This is a genomic window from Aureimonas jatrophae (genome assembly GCF_900104035.1).
GTDB classification, from domain to species: Bacteria; Pseudomonadota; Alphaproteobacteria; order Rhizobiales; family Rhizobiaceae; genus Aureimonas; species Aureimonas jatrophae.
The window spans coordinates 74,248-91,706 of record NZ_FNIT01000012.1; the positions used below are offsets into that span (position 1 = coordinate 74,248).

At 66.5% G+C, this 17,459-nt stretch carries 16 protein-coding genes; 7 read left to right on the forward strand and 9 right to left on the reverse strand.

Annotated features, from left to right (window positions below):
* Complete coding sequence (locus BLQ76_RS18895; protein WP_090676551.1) at positions 1-963, forward strand: hypothetical protein; 963 nt, start codon at positions 1-3, stop codon at positions 961-963.
* Positions 964-1,125: 162 nt separating this feature from the next.
* Here BLQ76_RS18895 and BLQ76_RS18900 read toward each other — a convergent pair whose 3' ends face one another.
* From BLQ76_RS18900 to BLQ76_RS18910, 3 genes are read right to left on the reverse strand one after another with little or no spacing between them, the layout of a single operon-like run.
* Complete coding sequence (locus BLQ76_RS18900) at positions 1,126-4,452, reverse strand: error-prone DNA polymerase (RefSeq protein ID WP_090676553.1); 3,327 nt, start codon at positions 4,450-4,452, stop codon at positions 1,126-1,128.
* A complete protein-coding gene (locus tag BLQ76_RS18905; protein ID WP_090676554.1) occupies positions 4,452-5,984 on the reverse strand; it encodes a Y-family DNA polymerase in 1,533 nt (510 codons plus the stop codon). Before BLQ76_RS18905 ends, BLQ76_RS18900 begins: the two co-directional genes overlap by 1 nt.
* Positions 5,899-6,660, reverse strand: a complete 762-nt coding sequence (locus BLQ76_RS18910) for an ImuA family protein (protein ID WP_090676556.1) — start codon at positions 6,658-6,660, stop codon at positions 5,899-5,901. Before BLQ76_RS18910 ends, BLQ76_RS18905 begins: the two co-directional genes overlap by 86 nt.
* A gap of 202 nt (positions 6,661-6,862) precedes the next feature.
* Here BLQ76_RS18910 and BLQ76_RS22255 point away from each other — a divergent pair, with 202 nt between their 5' ends.
* The 5 genes from BLQ76_RS22255 to BLQ76_RS18935 all read left to right on the forward strand — a co-directional run bounded on the left by BLQ76_RS22255 (position 6,863) and on the right by BLQ76_RS18935 (position 11,778).
* Entirely contained in the window at positions 6,863-7,024 is a 162-nt protein-coding gene (locus BLQ76_RS22255) for a hypothetical protein (protein ID WP_170842661.1), read from the forward strand.
* Positions 7,025-7,384: 360 nt separating this feature from the next.
* Positions 7,385-8,230: a DUF3800 domain-containing protein gene (locus tag BLQ76_RS18920; protein ID WP_244519726.1), complete on the forward strand. Its 846-nt coding sequence runs from the start codon at positions 7,385-7,387 to the stop codon at positions 8,228-8,230.
* A gap of 496 nt (positions 8,231-8,726) precedes the next feature.
* Complete coding sequence (locus BLQ76_RS22400) at positions 8,727-9,242, forward strand: hypothetical protein (RefSeq protein WP_090676559.1); 516 nt, start codon at positions 8,727-8,729, stop codon at positions 9,240-9,242.
* Complete coding sequence (locus BLQ76_RS18930) at positions 9,239-9,691, forward strand: hypothetical protein (protein ID WP_090676561.1); 453 nt, start codon at positions 9,239-9,241, stop codon at positions 9,689-9,691. Before BLQ76_RS22400 ends, BLQ76_RS18930 begins: the two co-directional genes overlap by 4 nt.
* Positions 9,692-9,870: 179 nt before the next feature.
* The gene (locus tag BLQ76_RS18935; protein ID WP_170842673.1) at positions 9,871-11,778 is read left to right on the forward strand and encodes a caspase family protein; all 1,908 of its coding nucleotides are present in this window, start codon (positions 9,871-9,873) and stop codon (positions 11,776-11,778) included.
* Positions 11,779-11,945: 167 nt separating this feature from the next.
* Here BLQ76_RS18935 and BLQ76_RS18940 read toward each other — a convergent pair whose 3' ends face one another.
* Positions 11,946-12,926, reverse strand: a complete 981-nt coding sequence (locus BLQ76_RS18940; protein WP_139184066.1) for a Tle-like phospholipase domain-containing protein — start codon at positions 12,924-12,926, stop codon at positions 11,946-11,948.
* Between the two features lie 600 nt (positions 12,927-13,526).
* On the opposite strand from BLQ76_RS18940, the gene BLQ76_RS18945 reads away from it, so the two are divergent.
* The gene (locus tag BLQ76_RS18945; RefSeq protein WP_090676566.1) at positions 13,527-13,817 is read left to right on the forward strand and encodes a hypothetical protein; all 291 of its coding nucleotides are present in this window, start codon (positions 13,527-13,529) and stop codon (positions 13,815-13,817) included.
* A gap of 110 nt (positions 13,818-13,927) precedes the next feature.
* Here the strand turns inward: BLQ76_RS18945 and BLQ76_RS18950 are convergent, their stop codons facing one another.
* From BLQ76_RS18950 to BLQ76_RS18970, 5 genes are all read right to left on the reverse strand, one after another.
* Entirely contained in the window at positions 13,928-14,248 is a 321-nt protein-coding gene (locus tag BLQ76_RS18950; protein ID WP_090676568.1) for a hypothetical protein, read from the reverse strand.
* 32 nt (positions 14,249-14,280) lie between these two features.
* Positions 14,281-15,183: a hypothetical protein gene (locus BLQ76_RS18955; protein WP_090676570.1), complete on the reverse strand. Its 903-nt coding sequence runs from the start codon at positions 15,181-15,183 to the stop codon at positions 14,281-14,283.
* A gap of 20 nt (positions 15,184-15,203) precedes the next feature.
* On the reverse strand, positions 15,204-16,094 hold the full coding sequence (locus BLQ76_RS18960; protein WP_090676571.1) for a hypothetical protein: 891 nt from the start codon (positions 16,092-16,094) through the stop codon (positions 15,204-15,206).
* Positions 16,095-16,516: 422 nt separating this feature from the next.
* Positions 16,517-16,843 carry a hypothetical protein gene (locus BLQ76_RS18965; RefSeq protein ID WP_090676572.1) on the reverse strand — a complete coding sequence of 109 codons (327 nt, stop codon included), beginning with the start codon at positions 16,841-16,843 and terminating at the stop codon, positions 16,517-16,519.
* 228 nt (positions 16,844-17,071) lie between these two features.
* Positions 17,072-17,410, reverse strand: a complete 339-nt coding sequence (locus BLQ76_RS18970; RefSeq protein ID WP_090676574.1) for a helix-turn-helix domain-containing protein — start codon at positions 17,408-17,410, stop codon at positions 17,072-17,074.
* Between the last annotated feature and the right edge of the window lie 49 nt (positions 17,411-17,459).

A 17,459-nucleotide genomic window follows, 5' to 3' on the forward strand; every position in this document is an offset into this window, starting at 1 on the left:
ATGCGCTGGTACGTCAACGACGCATCGCTGCAGGGACAGTACGGCGATCCCTCGGTGTTCGAGCAGACGTTGCGAGAGCTTCTCTCCGCCCGAACGCGCGTGTCCGCCATAAAGAAGGATCTGCGATCGACGAGAGCGCTTCAGAATGCAACAGCATCGCCTGGCCTGACGGTCCGACAAATCCTGCAGAGGGTTCGGGACCGAGATCTACGCTCTGCATTCCACTCTTGGCTCGACCGCACCGGCCCTTTCGTCGAGGACGACCGATTGGACGAGCAGGACGACTACTTCGAGTTCGAGGGCGTGGATGTAACCTCGACCGGCCTCGGGGAAGCGGCACGCAGGACGAAGAATGGCGAGGACTGCGCTACGTTCAGCTTCCCGGGCGGGCCGAGGGATTTCGCGAGAGGACCGCTCGCGATCGATCACGGATTGTCGGAAGATCGGCTGGGAGGCTACGCCGTCCACAACCTCTGGCGCGTCGATCGTCTGATCGATCATGCCCTGTCGTGTGGTCCCGGCATTCGCTCTTGGAGCGAACTGGTCGACCATGCTCGCACGAAGTATCGATATCTTGATATACTAGGGCTGCACGAGCACGATCTCCTCGCTCGGGAACCGTTCGAAGCGTCGATCAGGGACCGGAGCCTCGCGCTGATGGGTCTGCTGGATGCCTACATGGCCGGACGACGGAAGGATGGTTCGGAAGGCCCGGGCGCCAGGTCGGTGATCGAGACGCACTTCACCGGAGAGCGGGCCCTCTTCACCGGTGAGTCCGCTACCAACGAGAGGTTATTCGAAGCGGAGATGACCTTCACGCGGGCCGATGGCGTCAAGTGTTTCGCTCCATGGCACGGTAAGATCAGCCACCGTTTCTTCAGATTGCACTTCGAATGGCCCGTTCCGCCTCAAACGACCAGGCTAACAGTATTCTATTTGGGACCAAAAATAACTAAGCGATAAAAATTTCTGTAAATGACGAATAACAGGCATTTTTTCGAAATTGCGAAGAAATTTTTCGATAATGCAATGGCATTTCGCTGAATATTTCAATCAGTACTGATAAAAAATATTTTGTCGGCAAATTCAAAATACGACCGAAGCCTCTTTGCTAGAGCACGTCATTCAACGGAAGTCACGCGTCTTCACCCGGATTTCATCGATATGTCCGTAGGGATCGGCCATGTCCTTCGCTGGGGGCATGCGAGGAAACGGAACCTGATGAACCGTGACGGCGGCGATATCCGCGTCGTCCGGTCGACCGGCGGCTCCCTCCCCCATCCGTCCTCGCCGCCCAACGCTGGCGAACTCGCCCGACAGGTCGCTAAGCTGGTGCGCCACGAGATGCACGACCTCGCCCTCGCGCTGGATGCGGCCCCGCACCCCCATCATGCCGGCGCCCAGCACCGTCCGCCGGTTCGCCTCGAAGGTCTTCGTCCACACCACAAGGTTCGCTACCCCCGTCTCGTCCTCGATCGTGATGAACATGACGCCCTTGGCCGAGCCGGGTCGCTGGCGCACGAGCACGATGCCCCCGACCTCGACCCAGCGCCGGTCGCGCGACGCTTGAGCCTCCGCGCAGGTGATGAAGCCGCGCCGTTTGAGGTCGGCCCGTAGGAAGCTGACGGGATGGGCGCGCAGCGACAGGCCGACATGGCCGTAGTCCTCGACCACCTCGCCCCCTTCCGGCATGGCAGGCAGGTGGACGACCGGCTCCTGGACCTCCGGCACCGTCTGCCCTTCCCGCTCGGCCGCCGCCCGGAACAGCGGCAGGGGTTCGTCCCGCAGCCCCTTGATCGCCCACAGCGCGTCGCGCCGTGACAGGTCGAGGCCATCGCGGAAGGCATCGGCCTCGGCGAGGCATTCCAGCGAGGCGGTCGGCATGCGCACGCGCTGCCACAGATCGTCCAGCGAGGCATAGCTGCCGTTGCCGCGCTCGGCCAAGAGACGGGCGGCGTCAGCGTTCGGCAGCCCCTTCACCATGCGAAGGCCGAGGCGCACCGCGAAGCGTCCGTCGTCGTCCGGGTCCCAACCATCGCCACCTACGTCGGTGTGGTCGTTGCCTTCGCGGCTCGCCCGCCTCGGCTCCAGCGTGCAGTCCCAGCGGCTCGCATTCACGCAGATCGGCCGCACCTCGATCCCATGGTCCTGCGTATCCCGCACGATCTGCGCCGGCGCGTAGAAGCCCATCGGCTGCGAGTTCAGGAGCGCTGCGCAGAACACGTCCGGGTGCCAGCACTTCAGCCAACTCGACGCATACGCGATCAGCGCGAAGCTCGCGGCGTGGCTTTCCGGGAAGCCGTAGGAGCCGAACCCCTCCAACTGGCGGAAGGTGCGCTCGGCGAACTCTTGCTCGTAGCCGTTCGCCACCATCCCCTGCACGAGCTTGTCGCGGAAGTGGCTGACACCCCCAGTGAACTTGAACGTCGCCATGGCACGCCGGAGTTGGTCGGCCTCCCCCGGCGTGAAGCCCGCGCAGTCGATGGCGACCCGCATCGCCTGTTCCTGGAACAGCGGGACCCCCAGCGTCTTGCCGAGCACGCGCTCCAGCTCGGGCTTGGGGTACACGACGTCCTCGCGGCCCTCGCGTCGTCTGAGGTAGGGATGCACCATGTCGCCCTGGATCGGTCCAGGGCGGACGATCGCGACCTCGATCACCAGATCGTAGAAGGTGCGCGGGCGCATGCGCGGCAGCATCGCCATCTGCGCTCGGCTCTCGATCTGGAAGGTACCCAGCGTGTCGGCGCGCCGGATCATGGCGTAGGTGCGCGGATCTTCGGCCGGAATGGTCGAGAGGGCGAGGTCGATGCCCTTGTGGTCGCGAAGAAGATCGAGCCCACGACGCATCGCCGACAGCATGCCGAGCGCCAGCACGTCGACCTTCATGAACTTCAGAGCGTCGATGTCGTCCTTGTCCCATTCGATCACCTGACGGTTCGCCATGGCGGCCGGCTCGATCGGCACCAGCTCGTCCAGGCGGTCGCGGGTCAGCACGAAGCCACCGGGGTGCTGCGACAGGTGACGCGGGAAGCCGACGAGTTGCCCGGCCAACTCCAACGCCAGACGCAGGCGCCGGTCGCCGAGGTTCAGGTTGATCGAGGTGGCGTGCTCCTCGCTGATGTCCTCGGACCAGCCCCAGACCTGGGACGAGAGCGTCTTGGTCAGGTCCTCCGGCAGACCCAACGCCTTGCCCACATCGCGCAGCGCGCCCTTCGCGCGGTAGCGGATGACGGTCGAGCACAGCGCCGCCTTGTCCCGCCCATAGGTGTCGTAGACCCACTGGATCACCTCTTCGCGCCGCTCGTGCTCGAAGTCGACATCGATGTCGGGCGGCTCGCGGCGCTCCTCCGACACGAAGCGCTCGAACAGAAGGTCGTTGCGGTCGGGGTCGATGGACGTGACGCCGAGCACGAAGCAGACGGCCGAGTTCGCGGCCGACCCGCGCCCCTGGCACAAGATGCCCCGGCGTCGGGCTTCTCGGACGATCGCGTTCACGGTCAGGAAGTACGGGGCGTACTCCATGCGCTGGATGAGGGTGAGTTCGTGGTCGAGGTTCGCCCGCACCGACGGTGGCAGCCCCTCGGGGTAGCGCTCGGCGGCTCCTTCCCAGGTCAGCTTCTCCAGCGCCTCCTGTGGCGTCAGGTCCGGGAACTGGCGCTCCTCCGGGTACTGGTAGGCCAGTTCCGACAGCGAGAAGCGGCAGCGCCGCACGATCTCGCCTGTCCGGGCCAGCGCTTCGGGGTATCGCCCGAACAGGCGGTGCATCTCTTCCGGCGGCTTCAGGTAGCGGTCGGCGTGGCGCTCGCGCCGGAAGCCCGCCTCGTCGATGGTGACGCCGTGCCGGATGCAGGTGACGACGTCTTGCAAGATGCGCCGGCCCGGCTCGTGGAACAGGACGTCGTTGGTGACCACCGCCCGCACGCCGGAGCGGGTCGCCATGTTGGACAGGTCGTGGAGGCGGAGCTGGTCGTTCGGCCGGCGGCGCAGCGTCAGCGCCATGTAGGAGCGGTCGCCGAAGGCCGAGCGCAGACGACGGAGCTGGCGGCCGAGATCCTCGTCCGCCTCGTTCGGCACGAGCACGGCGAGCAGCCCCTCCCCGTGCGCGACGAGGTCGTCCCAGGACAGGAGGCATCGCGCCTTCCCACCCCGCGACTTGCCGAGCGTCAGGAGGCGGCACAGGCGCGAGTAGGCCGTCCGGTCGGTCGGGTAGACGAGAACCGGCAGGCTATCGGTCAGGTCCAGGCGACATCCGACCACAGCCCGGACGTTCGTGGTCTTGGCCGCCTCGTGCGCCCGGACGATCCCGGCGAGCGAGTTGCGATCGACGATGGCCAGCGCCTCGATGCCCATGACGCTGGCGGTGGCGAACAGCTCCTCGCACGAGGACGCCCCGCGCAGGAACGAGAAGTGCGAGGTGACCTGGAGTTCGGCGTATCTCGGCTCGGCGGCCACTAGCCGAAGATCCCGTGCAGGTACCAGCGGTGCGATCCGGTCTCGGCATGCTCGCCGTCGCCCGAGCGGTAGATCCAGTAGCGCTCGCCCCCCTCGTCCTCGACGCGGAAGTAGTCGCGAACGGTCGCGAGCTCCGCCTCACGCTTCCACCATTCCCCGAACACGCGCTCGGGGCCGTCGGCCCGGCGCACGCGGCGACGGGAGCCACGCCACGTGAACGACACCGGTGGGTGGTCGGGCAGAAGCGCCACCGTGTCGATGACCTCGGGGCGCGGCAGCAGACGGGCAGGCCTCGGCCAGTGGTCGTCCCAGGAGGCACCGTCGTCCAAGGATAGCGGCTCGACGCGCTTGACCGATCGCTCCGGCACGTCGCTGGCGACAGGGGCGAAGCGGTAGAGGCGCCTATCCCCGACGCGGTTGGCGAGGACGTCGATCAGGTCGGCGATGTCGGCGGCGGGGTCGAGCCCATCGCCTTCGATCAGGCTGGCAGCACACTGCGTGGCGCCTAGCAGGTCCACCATCGTGGCGGCCAGCGTCATGACCTCGACGCCGAAGCCGGGGTCGACGGTCTCGATGCGGTCGCACAACAGGCGCGTCAGGCGCTTGGCGTCCCGATCCGGCCGGGACGTGCCGATGCGAACCGCCTCCCAACGGTTGTCGACCCGTCCGAACAGAAGGTCGAGGCGGCGGGCGCCGACGTGCCGGCGCTCGAGTTCGACAACGAGGGCGTCCACCAGCTTGCCCGTGTAGCGGCGCAACGTCTCGGGCGCACCGATCGGTTCGGCAAAGACGCGCCGCACCTCGACGAGGTCGGGTGAGCGCACCGGGTCGATCGGCTCGGGCAGAACACCGAACGCCTGATCGAGGCGCCGAGCGAGTTGGGGCCCGAAGCGAAGGGTCAGCGGCGCACGGGGCTGGTCGGCCGCGTCGCCCACCGTCGCCAGCCCCAAGACGCGCAGATCCATCAGCAGAGCGTCGTCGAGGCGGAGAGCAGCGAGCGGCAAGTGGGCGAGGGCCGGCTCGGCCTCGCCGGACGCCACGATCGCCAAGGTGGCTCCGGCGTAGCGTGCCGCGGCATGGGCGGCACCCCACGTGTCGGCGACCGCTGCCCATGCTTCGAGTCCCGACGAAGCGAAGCGGTCGACGAGACCGCGCAGCAGTTCCTCCTCGCCGCCGTGAAGGTGATCGGTGCCGGTGACCTCGATGACGAGACCGTCCGGTGGGTCGGCCGCGACCACGGGCGAGAAGCGCAGCGCCCAGACCGAGAGACGGTCGAGCGCGTCCGCGTCCCCCGCCGGGTCGGCTTCCAGAACAGCCAGACCCGGCACCAGCGCCTGCGCCTTGGCCGCGGGCATGCCGACGTGCAGCCCGGCCTGCTGGGCCAGCGCATCCAGCGCCACGACCGAGCGCCGGTTGCCCGATCGTCCGACCAGCACCAGCGGTGTGTCAGCGGCGGGCACGGATCCCGGCGACTTGCGGCGCAGACGATCGGTTGGCCAACGGGGCAGAAAGAGCGATACGACCCGACCCATCGGTGGCCTCCACTTCGAAGTCCGCGCTCTCGCCGGCCCGGCAACGGATGAGTTCCAGAAGCCACCGAGCCCGGCCTAGGCCCGGTGTCGGCAGGACACCGGACGACAAGACCGAAACGCGCCAGCGGGTGACGGAGGCCGTCGGCTGCCCGAAGTCGGCGGCCTCCGGCTGGCGGCGCCAGCGACGCACGGCGAGTCCCAACGTTCCTGCCCCTTCGGCCGCGAGCTGAAGACGGCGCGAGGCCGTCATCGAAAGCTTGGCGACCTCGGCCACCACCGCCCCGACACCGCGGTGCCGCAGCCCCTCCTCGAAGCAGGCGAGCAACGTCGCCTCGTCCGACAGCTCTGCATGGATGACGCGTCCCGGCGGCAAACCGGCCTGCGCCAGCGCCGGTGCAAAGAGATCCTGGCGCGTGACGCACCACAGGACCTGTCCTTGGGTGCGGGCCGCGATGCCGGCAACGAACAGCGAGGCGGCGGCCCCGTCCACCGCGCCATACCCGCCGCCCGCGACCTCGTGCAGGGCGCCCATCAGAAGCCCCCCGCCCGGCAACCGCCGGTCGATCTCCGGCACGCCGAAGGGCAGCGTCAGGCGGTTCAGCGCGGAGCGTCCCTCGAGCGAGCGGACGCGCTCGCGCAGCGCCGCCAGTTGGGGTTGGTCCAGAGGTGACGGCATGGGACGATGCGGGATCGGTCGGATAGTGAGGCGCCGACAGACCCGAATCGGTCAGCCGATCCGTTCACTATCTGTTCTCGAAACGGGACGGGTCAACCTGCGTCGGCGCGCCTGTGGACGACATGTGGGTAACTGGCCGCATCGCCTTGCCATTATGGTGAGGCACGGACACCTCTCGTCCTGCCCCGATCCGGAGACGACGATGCCTGCCAAGACGCTCTTCATCGTGCAACTGTTCGAGCGCAGCGGGAAGCGGCTGATCGGCGGCCGGGCGCTCGACTTCCGTACGGCCGACGAGGCGGTGACAGGGGCCGAGCGGACACCGCAGGCTGCGGTCGGGGGTTGGTTGCCAGTCAATCCATAACCGACACCGATACGAAGGTGACGCGAGGAGGCCGGACTTGCTGGTTCGATCATACAGGATTTCAGTCTGGTTCCGAAAGAAAACCTGCCGACCTTCGCAAGCTGCCGCACCCGTTCTGCAGGCAGCAGGCCACCGATACGGGCTGTATGCCGTTCTATCGAGGGTAATGCCCTGAACTGGGCATCCCGACTTCCTGTCGACGATATTGTTTCATTGTTTCAGGACAACAACGAACAATTGCCAGTGACACCGACGGCATGGCCACTCCGTAAGTCATTGGGGTAGCATCCGGCTAGGTTCGAGGAGGGTAAAATGACCATGCCAGGAGGTTCGAGGCAGAACGTAGGGGGAGCGATCTACGTGGACGACTCAGGCAACCCCGGGGCCAAATCTGGTTCGGAATTTCTCCCCTCGTCGCGCAAGTCGTGGACGGCGGTGATCGTCCCGTCGTCGGTTGCCTCAGCCGTCGAGACGGGACTGACGATCTTCCTGGACGGCGTGCGTGAGCAGTACGGCGCCGAGGAGCTGCATTTCACCGAAATATGGAGCGGTACCGGGATCTGGAAGGACATCTCTCCAGGCGACCGCTCCGAGGTGTTCCGATGGATGGGAAAAATGGTGCACGGGTTCGGGCTTCCGGTCGTCCATCAGACCGTCAGCGAAATCACGTTCGACGACCATCCCGACCTGAAGCGATCCATCGTAGGCGATCGTTCCGGCGACTGGTCGCTGGACGACATCGGACAGTTCGGTCTTCTGATGCTGACTTCGTCCGTAGCCGGTCATCTTCGCAAGTTGGCGGCGGATGCAGCGTCGGACTTCACCCTGCCAATGCCGTTGTACGTCGACGAGGGCGTCCTGCCAGCTGGGCTGGATCGCCCCCTTCCCAACTGGCGAGACGCAATCGAAGGCCCCACAGCCAAGTTCAGGCGTTCGACAGACGTAAGAGGTCTGCAGCTAGCGGATTTCGCAGCGTTCGCGATCACCCGTTCGCAATGGATCATCTCGAAACGAAGCGCCCAACCGGCGCTCTCGCCTGCGGACGCAGTGATCATGGAAGCCGTAGGCGGGATGAACGTACTGAACCTCCCATGGTACGTCGGCCCTCCGGAGGAACTCCACAGCCGGAACTACGACAAGTGGATGGGAGACGATCGGGAAGCCAAAGGTTTGCCGCGACACCCATCGGGGCAAAGCGCATCCTGAAGCCGTTGTTCGACCGGGACCGACATCTGTCGTCCGCGCCCTTCTTCGAACGGATACGGTGACTTCGAACGCGCTTGCCGCATCGCCGGCCTAGGCTTCACTGAAAGTCGGTGGGCAGCGACCGTTCGGTGCGCGGGCGCCCTATTTCGATCCCCGCACGGCGCGTTGCGGAAGCTTGCGGATGCCACCGAGAGATGGCTTCATGGCCATGCTTTCGCCGGAATTGACCATGTCGGCCGTTGTGACTTTGAACTGTCCCTACTGTGACGCTTCGCTCGGTGCCGGCGTCCTCTCCTGCCGTCATTGCGGACGGGACGTCGCAATGGTGCTCCCTCTGCTCCGCCGCCTGCATTCGCTCGACCTGCGGGTCGCGGAACTGGAAAGGGAGAACGCGAACCTGTCACGTCCATCTGCCTTGCTGCGATCGACACCGACGGAAACCGCTGCGGAAGCGACCGTCGGGGCCGTTCCGCCGAGAGCCTCCAGAAGACTCTGGATGCTGCCGGTCGGATTGGCGCTGCTTCTCGCGATCCATTTCGCCGTCGTCCTGTGGCTGGATTTGCCTCTCTGGTTGCTAGCTGCCGCCTCTATCCTGGTTCCGCTCGCCATCGGGGCGGCCTACAACGGTCGGCGGGTGCGGTTCCAGATCATGGACTGCGGCATCGGCGTTCTCTTCGCCAGCGTGGTCGTGGCCGCGATGAATGCGGTTCTGGGATGGATGGACGGCGTACCCGCGATGCCCTCCGACGTCGCCGCCTGGCAGGAGACGCTGTTGTACGCCTCAAGCATCTGGGCGTTCTTCGTCCTTGGAATGCTGCTGCGGACCGTGCATGCGACGCTCGCCCCTCACGGTGCCACGTCCCTCGCCCGCGTACGGGGACTGCTCCACGGCGAGCGTGATCGACGCATGGATCCCGCATTGGTCGCCGACCTGTCGCTGAAGGTCGTCGGTGGCATCGCGACTACGACGGTCGGTATTCTTGGCGCGATCCTCGGGAGGATCTTCGCGTGAGCGCGCTTGCCCGCCTTCTCTTCCTCGTCACGATCGCGCTCGGCCCGACGACCTTGCGTGCGGAGGAACCACTGCGGCTCATAACGCAGCGGGAGGCCGATCTGCCGACGAATGACGGACTCGGGCCGAGCCGGAACCTCACGCGGGGACCGGGCGTCGAAGCGGTGTCGCCTCCGGAGATGGACCTCGACGGGCCCTTCCGGTTCGCGGTTCGTTTCAGGCCACGCAACGGCGTCCCGATCGATCCGGCCACGGTTCGCGTGACGTATCTCCGGCAGCCCTCGATCGATCTGACGCCTAGGGTGAAGGGCTTCACTGGACCCGAGGGTATCGAGGCGCCGCTCGTCACGGTCCCGGCGGGACGCCACGTCATCGAGATCGAGGTCAAGGACAGGCAGGGACGAGCAGGAAGGGGCCGGATCACCCTCAACGCTGGCAAGGTTCAATGAAACTGGATACGAACTCGCCCGTCCGAAGGTTCCGCGGAGTGCCGGCCGGCTCCACGATGGAGGCACCGTCTCCACGATGGACCGCTCCGTCCCCGGAATGCCGCACTTCCCTATCCGGATGGCGCGACCCGTCGCGGTCGATCGGCTACGCACTCGCATTTCTGGTATCGCTGATCCTCGTGACGCTTCCATGGGAAGCCGCGCAGGCGGCCGGTCGCCAGGTCGCTCTCGTCATCGGCAACGCGGCCTACGAGAACGTTTCGCCTCTCGTGAATCCGAAGCGCGATGCGGCCGCGCTCTCCGATCGGCTGCGCGATGCGGGATTCGACGTGGTGGAAGCGTTCGATGCTGACACGTTCGCGATGCGCCGTGCGGCAGACAGGTTCGTCGATGCCGCGAAAGGTGCCGATCTCGCCGTCTTCTACTACGCGGGCCACGGCGTGCAGCTGTTCGACCAGAACTACCTGCTCGCTCGCGACACGGACCCGGAAGCGCTGACGGAGATCCAGGATCTCGGCCTTTCGCTGAGCGATCTGGCGGACCGGCTCCGGGAATCGGGAGCCGTGCGGGTCGCCCTGCTCGTGGACGCCTGCCGCGACAACCCGCTCCCCATGGACACGACGGTTCGGCTGGTGACGGGTGCCGGCGCCTCGGCATCCGAGGACGAGGGTGGGGCTCGTCCCGCGGTGGCTCTCGCGACCGGGCGCGGTCTCGCGCCGCTGGCTGCCGCCTCGGGCCCGGGCGGTGCGCAGATGCTGACGTTCTTCGCCGCCCAGCCGCGTGAGGTTTCCTACGACGGGACCGGATCGAATTCGTTCCTGATGGAAGGCCTGCTGGAAGCGCTGTCGGGCGATCGTCGCGACATGGCCGAGGTGATCCGCCACGCGAGCGCCTACGTGCGGACCGTGACCGGGGGTCGACAGGTTCCCCAGGTGGTCAGCGACTGGACGGGCGACGTCGCGCTCGGCGGCAACGTCAAGGCGCGGGTCGAGTACGACCTCTTCGATCGGGAATCGACGTTGTCCCGCGCCGATCGGGATCTCGTCCGGAAAGGTACGGCCGGGTTTTCGAAGCTGCGTGGCGACTTCGTCGCGCAGGCCGGCTGGAACCAGGGAACGCCCGACAACCTGTCCGAGGACGAGCGGAAGAGGTACCGTTCGGTCGGAGGCAACGCTCCGTCCATGAGCGTCCACTACGATCTCGACCGCGACGGGCGGGAGGAGACGCTTACCGTCTACAACGAGGTCTCGTCGGTCCAGGTCGTCCTTGAGAAGGAAGGCGTCAGGAGAACCGTCGGCAGCTGCGGTCTACCGGCGCCGATCGACGCGATCGAGTTTGGGCTCCGGGACGTGGACGGAGATCGGCGGCCGGAGGTGTTCGTGACCTACGAAGGCGAGCGGACCGCCGGCTTCGGGCGACTCTGCGTTCTCCGTTTCAGGGGCTTCGACGATCTCGCCGGAAGCCGTCGCGGGAACCTTGGCCGGACGGACGGCAACGACGACCTATTCGATACCCTTCTCGACACGGACGCCGGGTGGTCGGCCACCGTCGCCATCGACGGAACGATACGGCGATGCTCCGGAACGGGTTGCGCCGACGCGTACGACTACCGGTTCGACGGCCGGAGATACGTCTCCGTCGAGGACGCGTCAGTCGTTCCGAACGTAGAAGTCGATTCTCCTACCTCGGACGACCGATCGTCGCCGGAGGCCCCGAGCGTGGAGCAACGGGTCGCGACGTTCGTGAATGCCACCCTCTTCAGACCGGGCAAGCACGCAGGGTCGGAGCTACGTGTCCTGTACGGGGAGCGGGTAGACTATTTCGGCAAGTCGAACCGTTCCGCGGCGGACGTCGTGAAGGAGAAGCTGCAGTACTTCGAGCGCTGGCCGAAACGGACGTTCGTCATGGACGAGACGACACTGACCGTCACGCCCGATCGGGACGCCCTGACGGTCCGCTTCGAGTACTCGTACGAGGTATCAGGAGCGAAGGGGACCAGAGCTGGCCGTGGTCTCGCTACGATGCGCCTGCGGGAGAACGTAGGACGCAGCTTCGTCATCCTTTCGGAAGGCGGACGAACGCTTTGACGAGGATCGCGATCGAGCGGTACGTCCTGCGACCGCGGATGCACCCTCGATGAGGTCCCTGGTCCGTCGACATGCAGCGTTCGCGTGCGGCCGCGCAGGAGACGTGCTGTCTCTTAAACCGAGCCGCAGCCCCCCGTCCGGCGACGGGAAAGCGCCGGCACGCGGTTTCAGCCGATGGAACGTCGGCGGCAGGCGTCGGGCGGCGGAAGCGGATGCGCCTCGTCCTTGGCGGCGAAACGCGACCTCTGCCGCAGCGACCATTCCAGAAGCGCCGTCTTGAGGGGCTCCAGCGAATGCTGCGACGTCGGCAGGCCCCGCGCGACATTGAACCGGACCGTCACGATCTGCGGATCGCAACCGCTCGGAGGGATCAGCTGGCGAAGCACGAACTGCGGGTAGGCCAGGATCTCCCCGTCCTCGTAGACCTTCTCGATCCTCAGTCCCTCGGAGTTCCGTGCCCTGTCGCGGCGGTTGACGTCCAGCGCTCCGGTGACGAAGCTCGTGTCGAACACGACGACGCGATCGAATCGTCCGTCCGGCCCGGCCGCGCCGTTCGCCTCGACGCCGCCACGATATGCGGCCTGCTGGGCTAGACCGCCGCCGAGCGAATGTCCGACCGCTACGATCCTCGTGACTCCCTTCCGCCAGCAACCGGACCGCTCCCGTACGATCTGGAAATACCTGGAGGTCGCGTCCTGAACCTGCTTGTAGAGATCGAACGTCGGGTAGAAGCGGGTGAACCATCGCAGGTTCGAGAACCAGTCGCCGGGATTGCCGCCCTGCGTGCCCCGGAACGCGATGACCGCCTCCTCGCAGATCCTTCCCTTCCGCACCCATATCTGGGCGTATACTTTCCTCAGTCCCTGGGCGCAGCTGATGGGACTGCGCCGGCACTCGATCTCTTCCTCTCCTTCTTCAGGATAGACGAGCTTCCAACGGTCGAGCCTCTCGTTGGCATAGTCCGCCAGACGATGGTCGTCGGCGCAGACCGTATCGGAGGTGCCGGTCTCGCACTCCGGGCGGCGGTCGCGTTCGGGGAGCGCTCGTTCGTTCTCCGGGTTGGGTCTCTCGGGAGGGCCGAGATAGGTCTGCGAGGCGAGAATGGCGTAGTCGAGATAGTCGTCGGCATACGCCTGCGCGACCAGCATGTTCGACCCGTCCCGCGAACGCAACGGTTCGCCGGCAGTCCGGATCAGGACACGGTCGGCGGGTTGCGTCAGTACGATAGCGGAGCAACCGCCCATCGGCACGATTGAGATCAGTACGGCGGACAGCCTTCCTAGCGAGGAGAACATCTGCGGGCTCGAAGCGTTGAACGTCCCAACGTCGTTCACTCCGCTCCGATTGTCTACATCGCCGGGAAATCCCGATGGCGTTCGAACGAGCGTCGTGCGGTCAGGAAGCACGCCGGTGTATCCAAGGCTTGATCCGAGGCATCGCTTTCCTGCGACCCGGTTCGAGGCACGGATCCGTAACGAGCTCGTCCGTCCGTCCGTGCACGGGAGGTTCCACCGACCGCATCGTTGCCGAGGACGGGACGACGGTCGCAACCTTCGGAAACGAGGGCTTCGCCTCGGTAGGTGGTCCGGCCCGTCGACGCGTCGCATGCCCATGACCTGGAACGGGGTCAGGGCATCGTCCGAAGTCGTCCGTCGTCCTGCACTCGGGACGAAGTCTCGCCGGTGCACGTCCATGGTGCCGGAATGCGAATTCCCATATCCTGACGGGTCAGCTCAGGAGGTCTGAAGATGAGTGGATCCAGGTTCGACGACGTGCAGCTGGCCAATGGCTCGTATCCCTTCGACGACGAGATGGTGCCGTTGCGGGATCTCGCGATGATTCCAGTCCCTCCCGCATTGGAAAGTTGGTTCAGGGAACGGCTTGCCGATGGTCGGATGCACGTTCCACGCGGCGTTCCGACCGAGTTGCGCTTCCGGTCCGATGACCGGGCGGACACCGCGTTCACCGTCTGGCGGCCCGAGGAAGGGGACGAGCTCTACATGCTGGCACCCAAGTCGTATCGGACCTCCACCGGCTGAGCCCGGTCGACGTCGTGTCTCGCGCCACCGACAGATGACGGATCCCGTCCGTCGGCGAGCCGACGACGGGACCGACGTCGACCACCCGGCGACCGGATCGTCTCGCTCCGCTACTCGCTGGCGACCCAGCCCTCTGCCATCCTGGTGAACCGCATGGGCGCGGTCCGTGTCTGCGGCTGTGGCATGTACCCTCCCGAGACGGTCAGCGTGACGTCGCAGACGTAGGTCATTCCCCGCTCCAGCGTGCAACCGTGCTTCTCGACGTCGTCGACGGCCAGCGGCCTAGGCGCCTGTGTCGCGACGATGCGACCCAGCTCGGTCATGAACGTCGATACGGACGTCGATATCTCCGACTGCGACGGTTCTCCGGAACAACCGGTCAGGAGAAGGGGCGCGACCATGGCTGCAGGCAGGAAGAAGGCGTTGCGCACGACGGGTATCCGGGTTCGGTCAGGAGGGGACATCAGAACTTGTCGATCGCGACGCCGCTCTTGCGGCCGGCACCGGACCTGAGAGCGTCGCGCACGAAGGTGCCGACCGCCTTCGCGTCCTCGACGATCGCCTGCGCGTAGAAGAGGCGAACCTCGATCCGGCGCGAGAGATCGAGCTGGCTCCCCGGATAGAACGTCACGGTCGCCATGGCGGTACAGTCGTCGGGAACGTCGCGTCCCGACGCGACCTCGTTGCTTATGTCGATCAGCGGATCGTTGCCGAGCGGCTTCATGAGACCGGCGCAACGGTCGATCCGCCCCTCCAGGAGGGTCAGATCCCCGTCCCCGATCCCGACCGCCTCCATCGTCGCACCGACCGTCGCCACGAGCTGCGGAACTTCCGTGCCCGCCACGAGTCTTCCGTCGATCCACACGTAGGACCACTTCGGCGTGGTCTCCGTGTAGCGTCCGGTCGGTTCGCCCAGGGCCGCGACGATGGCCTTCTCGAAGTCGGGTACGGATAGCTCCGTCGTGCCCGCCGGTGCGATGTCGCGCACGAGCGTCAGCATCTGGGATCCGGTCAGGGGCGAGGAGAACGTCGCCGTCCGGTCCTCGCGGATGTCGCCTCCCACGCCGGCTTTGCCGGCCAGCTGCAGCGTCTCCGGGAACCCGTACTCGACGCTTCCGTCTCTGTCGTTTCCGAGCCGCAGCTCGCGGTTCCCGCGCTTCAGCTGGAACGCGTCGCCGGCGGCCTCGAACGTCGCCTCGACGGACGCGTAGGCGGATCCCAGCGGAAGACCCGCGACCGTCGGAACGCGACCGGCGAACGCTTCCTCGGCCGTACGCGGCGCGGGCGACGGAGGAAACTCGGCACCGTGGGCAGCCGACGTCAGCAGCGCCGCCAGGACGGCGGCACCTTGCAGGGAGTTTCTCATGTCGAACTCGGGTTGGGAGCCTACAGCTCCGGGGGGAACAGGTACTCGAACCGCAGAAGGGCGTTGGCGGACGAGGCGGACAACCCTACGACCGCGCAGCCCGATGCGGCGCGGACGGGCGCGCGACCCGTCAGGACGAGCGTGCTCTGGTAGCCGGCCTCGAAACGTCCGACGACCTCGTAGGGCGCGGGTGGACAGCCATGCCTGAAGACATGGGCCGTCCCGTGCACGTCGTTCGGGTCCGACAGGTCGCCGCGGAAGAGGACCGTCTGCGGCGGGACGGTACGACGGATGCCCGCCTTGGGCTCGGCATAGACGATCAGGCCGTCATGGACGTCGATCGTCATCCTGCTGCCGTTGTGATCGTACGGCTCCCCCGTCACGACGGCATGCCCGGTGTCCCTGGACGCGCTCCGGGACGAGACCGGCACGACCGTCCCGCACAGGAGACCCCAGTTCGTCGCGAGATCGCGACCGCCGCTCGCATGGTCCGTCGCGACGACGCTGCCGTCGGCTCTCGCGAACTTCGGCTGGCCGGCCGCGACCTGGCTGACGTCGTCGCCACCCCACGTTCCGACGTAGCGGTAGAGATTCCCGTCGATGCCACGCATCCGGCCGCCGGGACAGTCCGCCGAGGCGGAGAGTTCCGACCCGAGCTCGTCTCGACCCGTATTCTCGATGCAGGCCGGCACCCGTACGGGCGATACGTTCTGCAGGCTGCAGTACTCGGCGACGTCGTCCGGGGTCACGATCGACCGGACGCGAGCGGCGGAGGTACCGATCCCGCTCGCCTCCGCGGTCGTCGTACCGACGCACTTGCCGCAACGGAGCAGACCGTCGGAAGCCATCGCCGTGCCGGTCGGCGCGCCGAGGAAGAGTATGGCGGCAGCTGCATGGAGAACGTGAGGCATGTCCAACCCGCCGGAGGTAGCCTTCGCGGTACGCCCCCGCGATGCGCTGCCTCGACCCCAGTGATCGGGGAGTTGGAAAACCGATTGAGTACGGTCCCTACGACCTTTAGTTCGGTGAACCTGGACATGCGTCGCAGGCTCCCCGACCCAAAAAGGCCAAGGATATGGGCGCCGTTCTGGTCAGGCGTCCGCACCAACTCAATAGGGGTTTCCACGCCCCGGGCCGCGCGTACGGCCCGAGCGGACCCTATGCGAAGTCCCTTGCCCGAACCAGACCCTGCGCAGCCCGATCCCGAACTCGGTTTACGGATGGTAAGCGCCCGCTACCGGTCGGGGAAGCGACCTCGCCCGTGCCCTGTCGGACCTCGCGTGGGCCGGCGCGCACGTCCGCGAAGGCACGTCGTATCGCGGAAGCCGGCGCGTCACCGCCTGCGCGCCTCCCCTCCCCGTAAGGCCATCCGGATCCGACGTCGGGTCCAGACCTGCAGCACGCCCCCCTTCGCCCGGCACTGCCGTCTGGCGACGGCGCGTGCCGCGAGGGCCATCTCCGCCGGACCGTCGACGACCGCGAGATAGATCAGACGGCCCGAACGGGTCGTCGCCACGAGCTGGACGTCGAGGCCGTCCGAGACGCTCCGACAGGCACCGACCGCGTACCCGCCGCCGTAGGCACGCAACGTCTCCACGACGTCCGCGTCCAGCAGGTATGCCACGAGTTCCGCCACGGGTCCGTCATGGACCGCGAGCATCCCTCCGCATCGCGGATCGTTCCACGTCCTGGGTCGCCCGCACGCGGTTGGCGCGGTCGGACGCACCGCGGGAGCCAGCGGTAGCGGTCGACGCGACCACGGGCGCGAGCGCTGGGCGGAAACCTGAACGACGTCGGCGATCTGGAGCATGGCGTTCCTCGATATCTAGTATTATGCTTCAAGCATTTTTTTGACTCCAACACAACGGGCTTGCGGGACGATCCGTCATCATGGTTCACCATCCGTGACCGACGTCCCGTCAGGCTCGCCCGGCCCCGTCGCGAAGCTTCGACCGCGTGCCGAACGACGGGAAGAACGTCCCGGACGGACTCCCACGGCGAGCATGTCGTCGATGCGCACGAAGACGGCCCCTTCACGCTCGAGCCCCGCCTTGATGGCCTCCAGCTTCGTATCCTTGGGCCGGATGAGCGAGTTCTCGAAGTCGTTCAGGAGCTTCCGGCTGCAGTCTGCAGCCCCGCAGAGCTCCAGCTGCGAAAGTCCGAGCAGGGTCCTCGCCGCACGGCAGAGCGGTCCGTCGAAGAGAAGGGTATGGGGGTGGTCGGTCATGGTACGCGGAACCTCCTGGACAACCAGGAGGTCTTAGACCATGGCCATA

What these genes read in the sequence shown, in the direction of transcription:
- BLQ76_RS18895 (WP_090676551.1), top strand. Translation starts at nt 1, where the DNA reads ATGCGCTGGTACGTCAACGACGCATCGCTGCAGGGACAGTACGGCGAT.
- BLQ76_RS18905 (WP_090676554.1), bottom strand. Translation starts at nt 5,984, where the DNA reads ATGGGTCGGGTCGTATCGCTCTTTCTGCCCCGTTGGCCAACCGATCGT.
- BLQ76_RS18910 (WP_090676556.1), bottom strand. Translation starts at nt 6,660, where the DNA reads ATGCCGTCACCTCTGGACCAACCCCAACTGGCGGCGCTGCGCGAGCGC.
- BLQ76_RS22255 (WP_170842661.1), top strand. Translation starts at nt 6,863, where the DNA reads ATGCCTGCCAAGACGCTCTTCATCGTGCAACTGTTCGAGCGCAGCGGG.
- BLQ76_RS22400 (WP_090676559.1), top strand. Translation starts at nt 8,727, where the DNA reads ATGCTGCCGGTCGGATTGGCGCTGCTTCTCGCGATCCATTTCGCCGTC.
- BLQ76_RS18940 (WP_139184066.1), bottom strand. Translation starts at nt 12,926, where the DNA reads ATGCTGGTCGCGCAGGCGTATGCCGACGACTATCTCGACTACGCCATT.
- BLQ76_RS18945 (WP_090676566.1), top strand. Translation starts at nt 13,527, where the DNA reads ATGAGTGGATCCAGGTTCGACGACGTGCAGCTGGCCAATGGCTCGTAT.
- BLQ76_RS18955 (WP_090676570.1), bottom strand. Translation starts at nt 15,183, where the DNA reads ATGAGAAACTCCCTGCAAGGTGCCGCCGTCCTGGCGGCGCTGCTGACG.
- BLQ76_RS18960 (WP_090676571.1), bottom strand. Translation starts at nt 16,094, where the DNA reads ATGCCTCACGTTCTCCATGCAGCTGCCGCCATACTCTTCCTCGGCGCG.
- BLQ76_RS18965 (WP_090676572.1), bottom strand. Translation starts at nt 16,843, where the DNA reads ATGCTCGCGGTCCATGACGGACCCGTGGCGGAACTCGTGGCATACCTG.
- BLQ76_RS18970 (WP_090676574.1), bottom strand. Translation starts at nt 17,410, where the DNA reads ATGACCGACCACCCCCATACCCTTCTCTTCGACGGACCGCTCTGCCGT.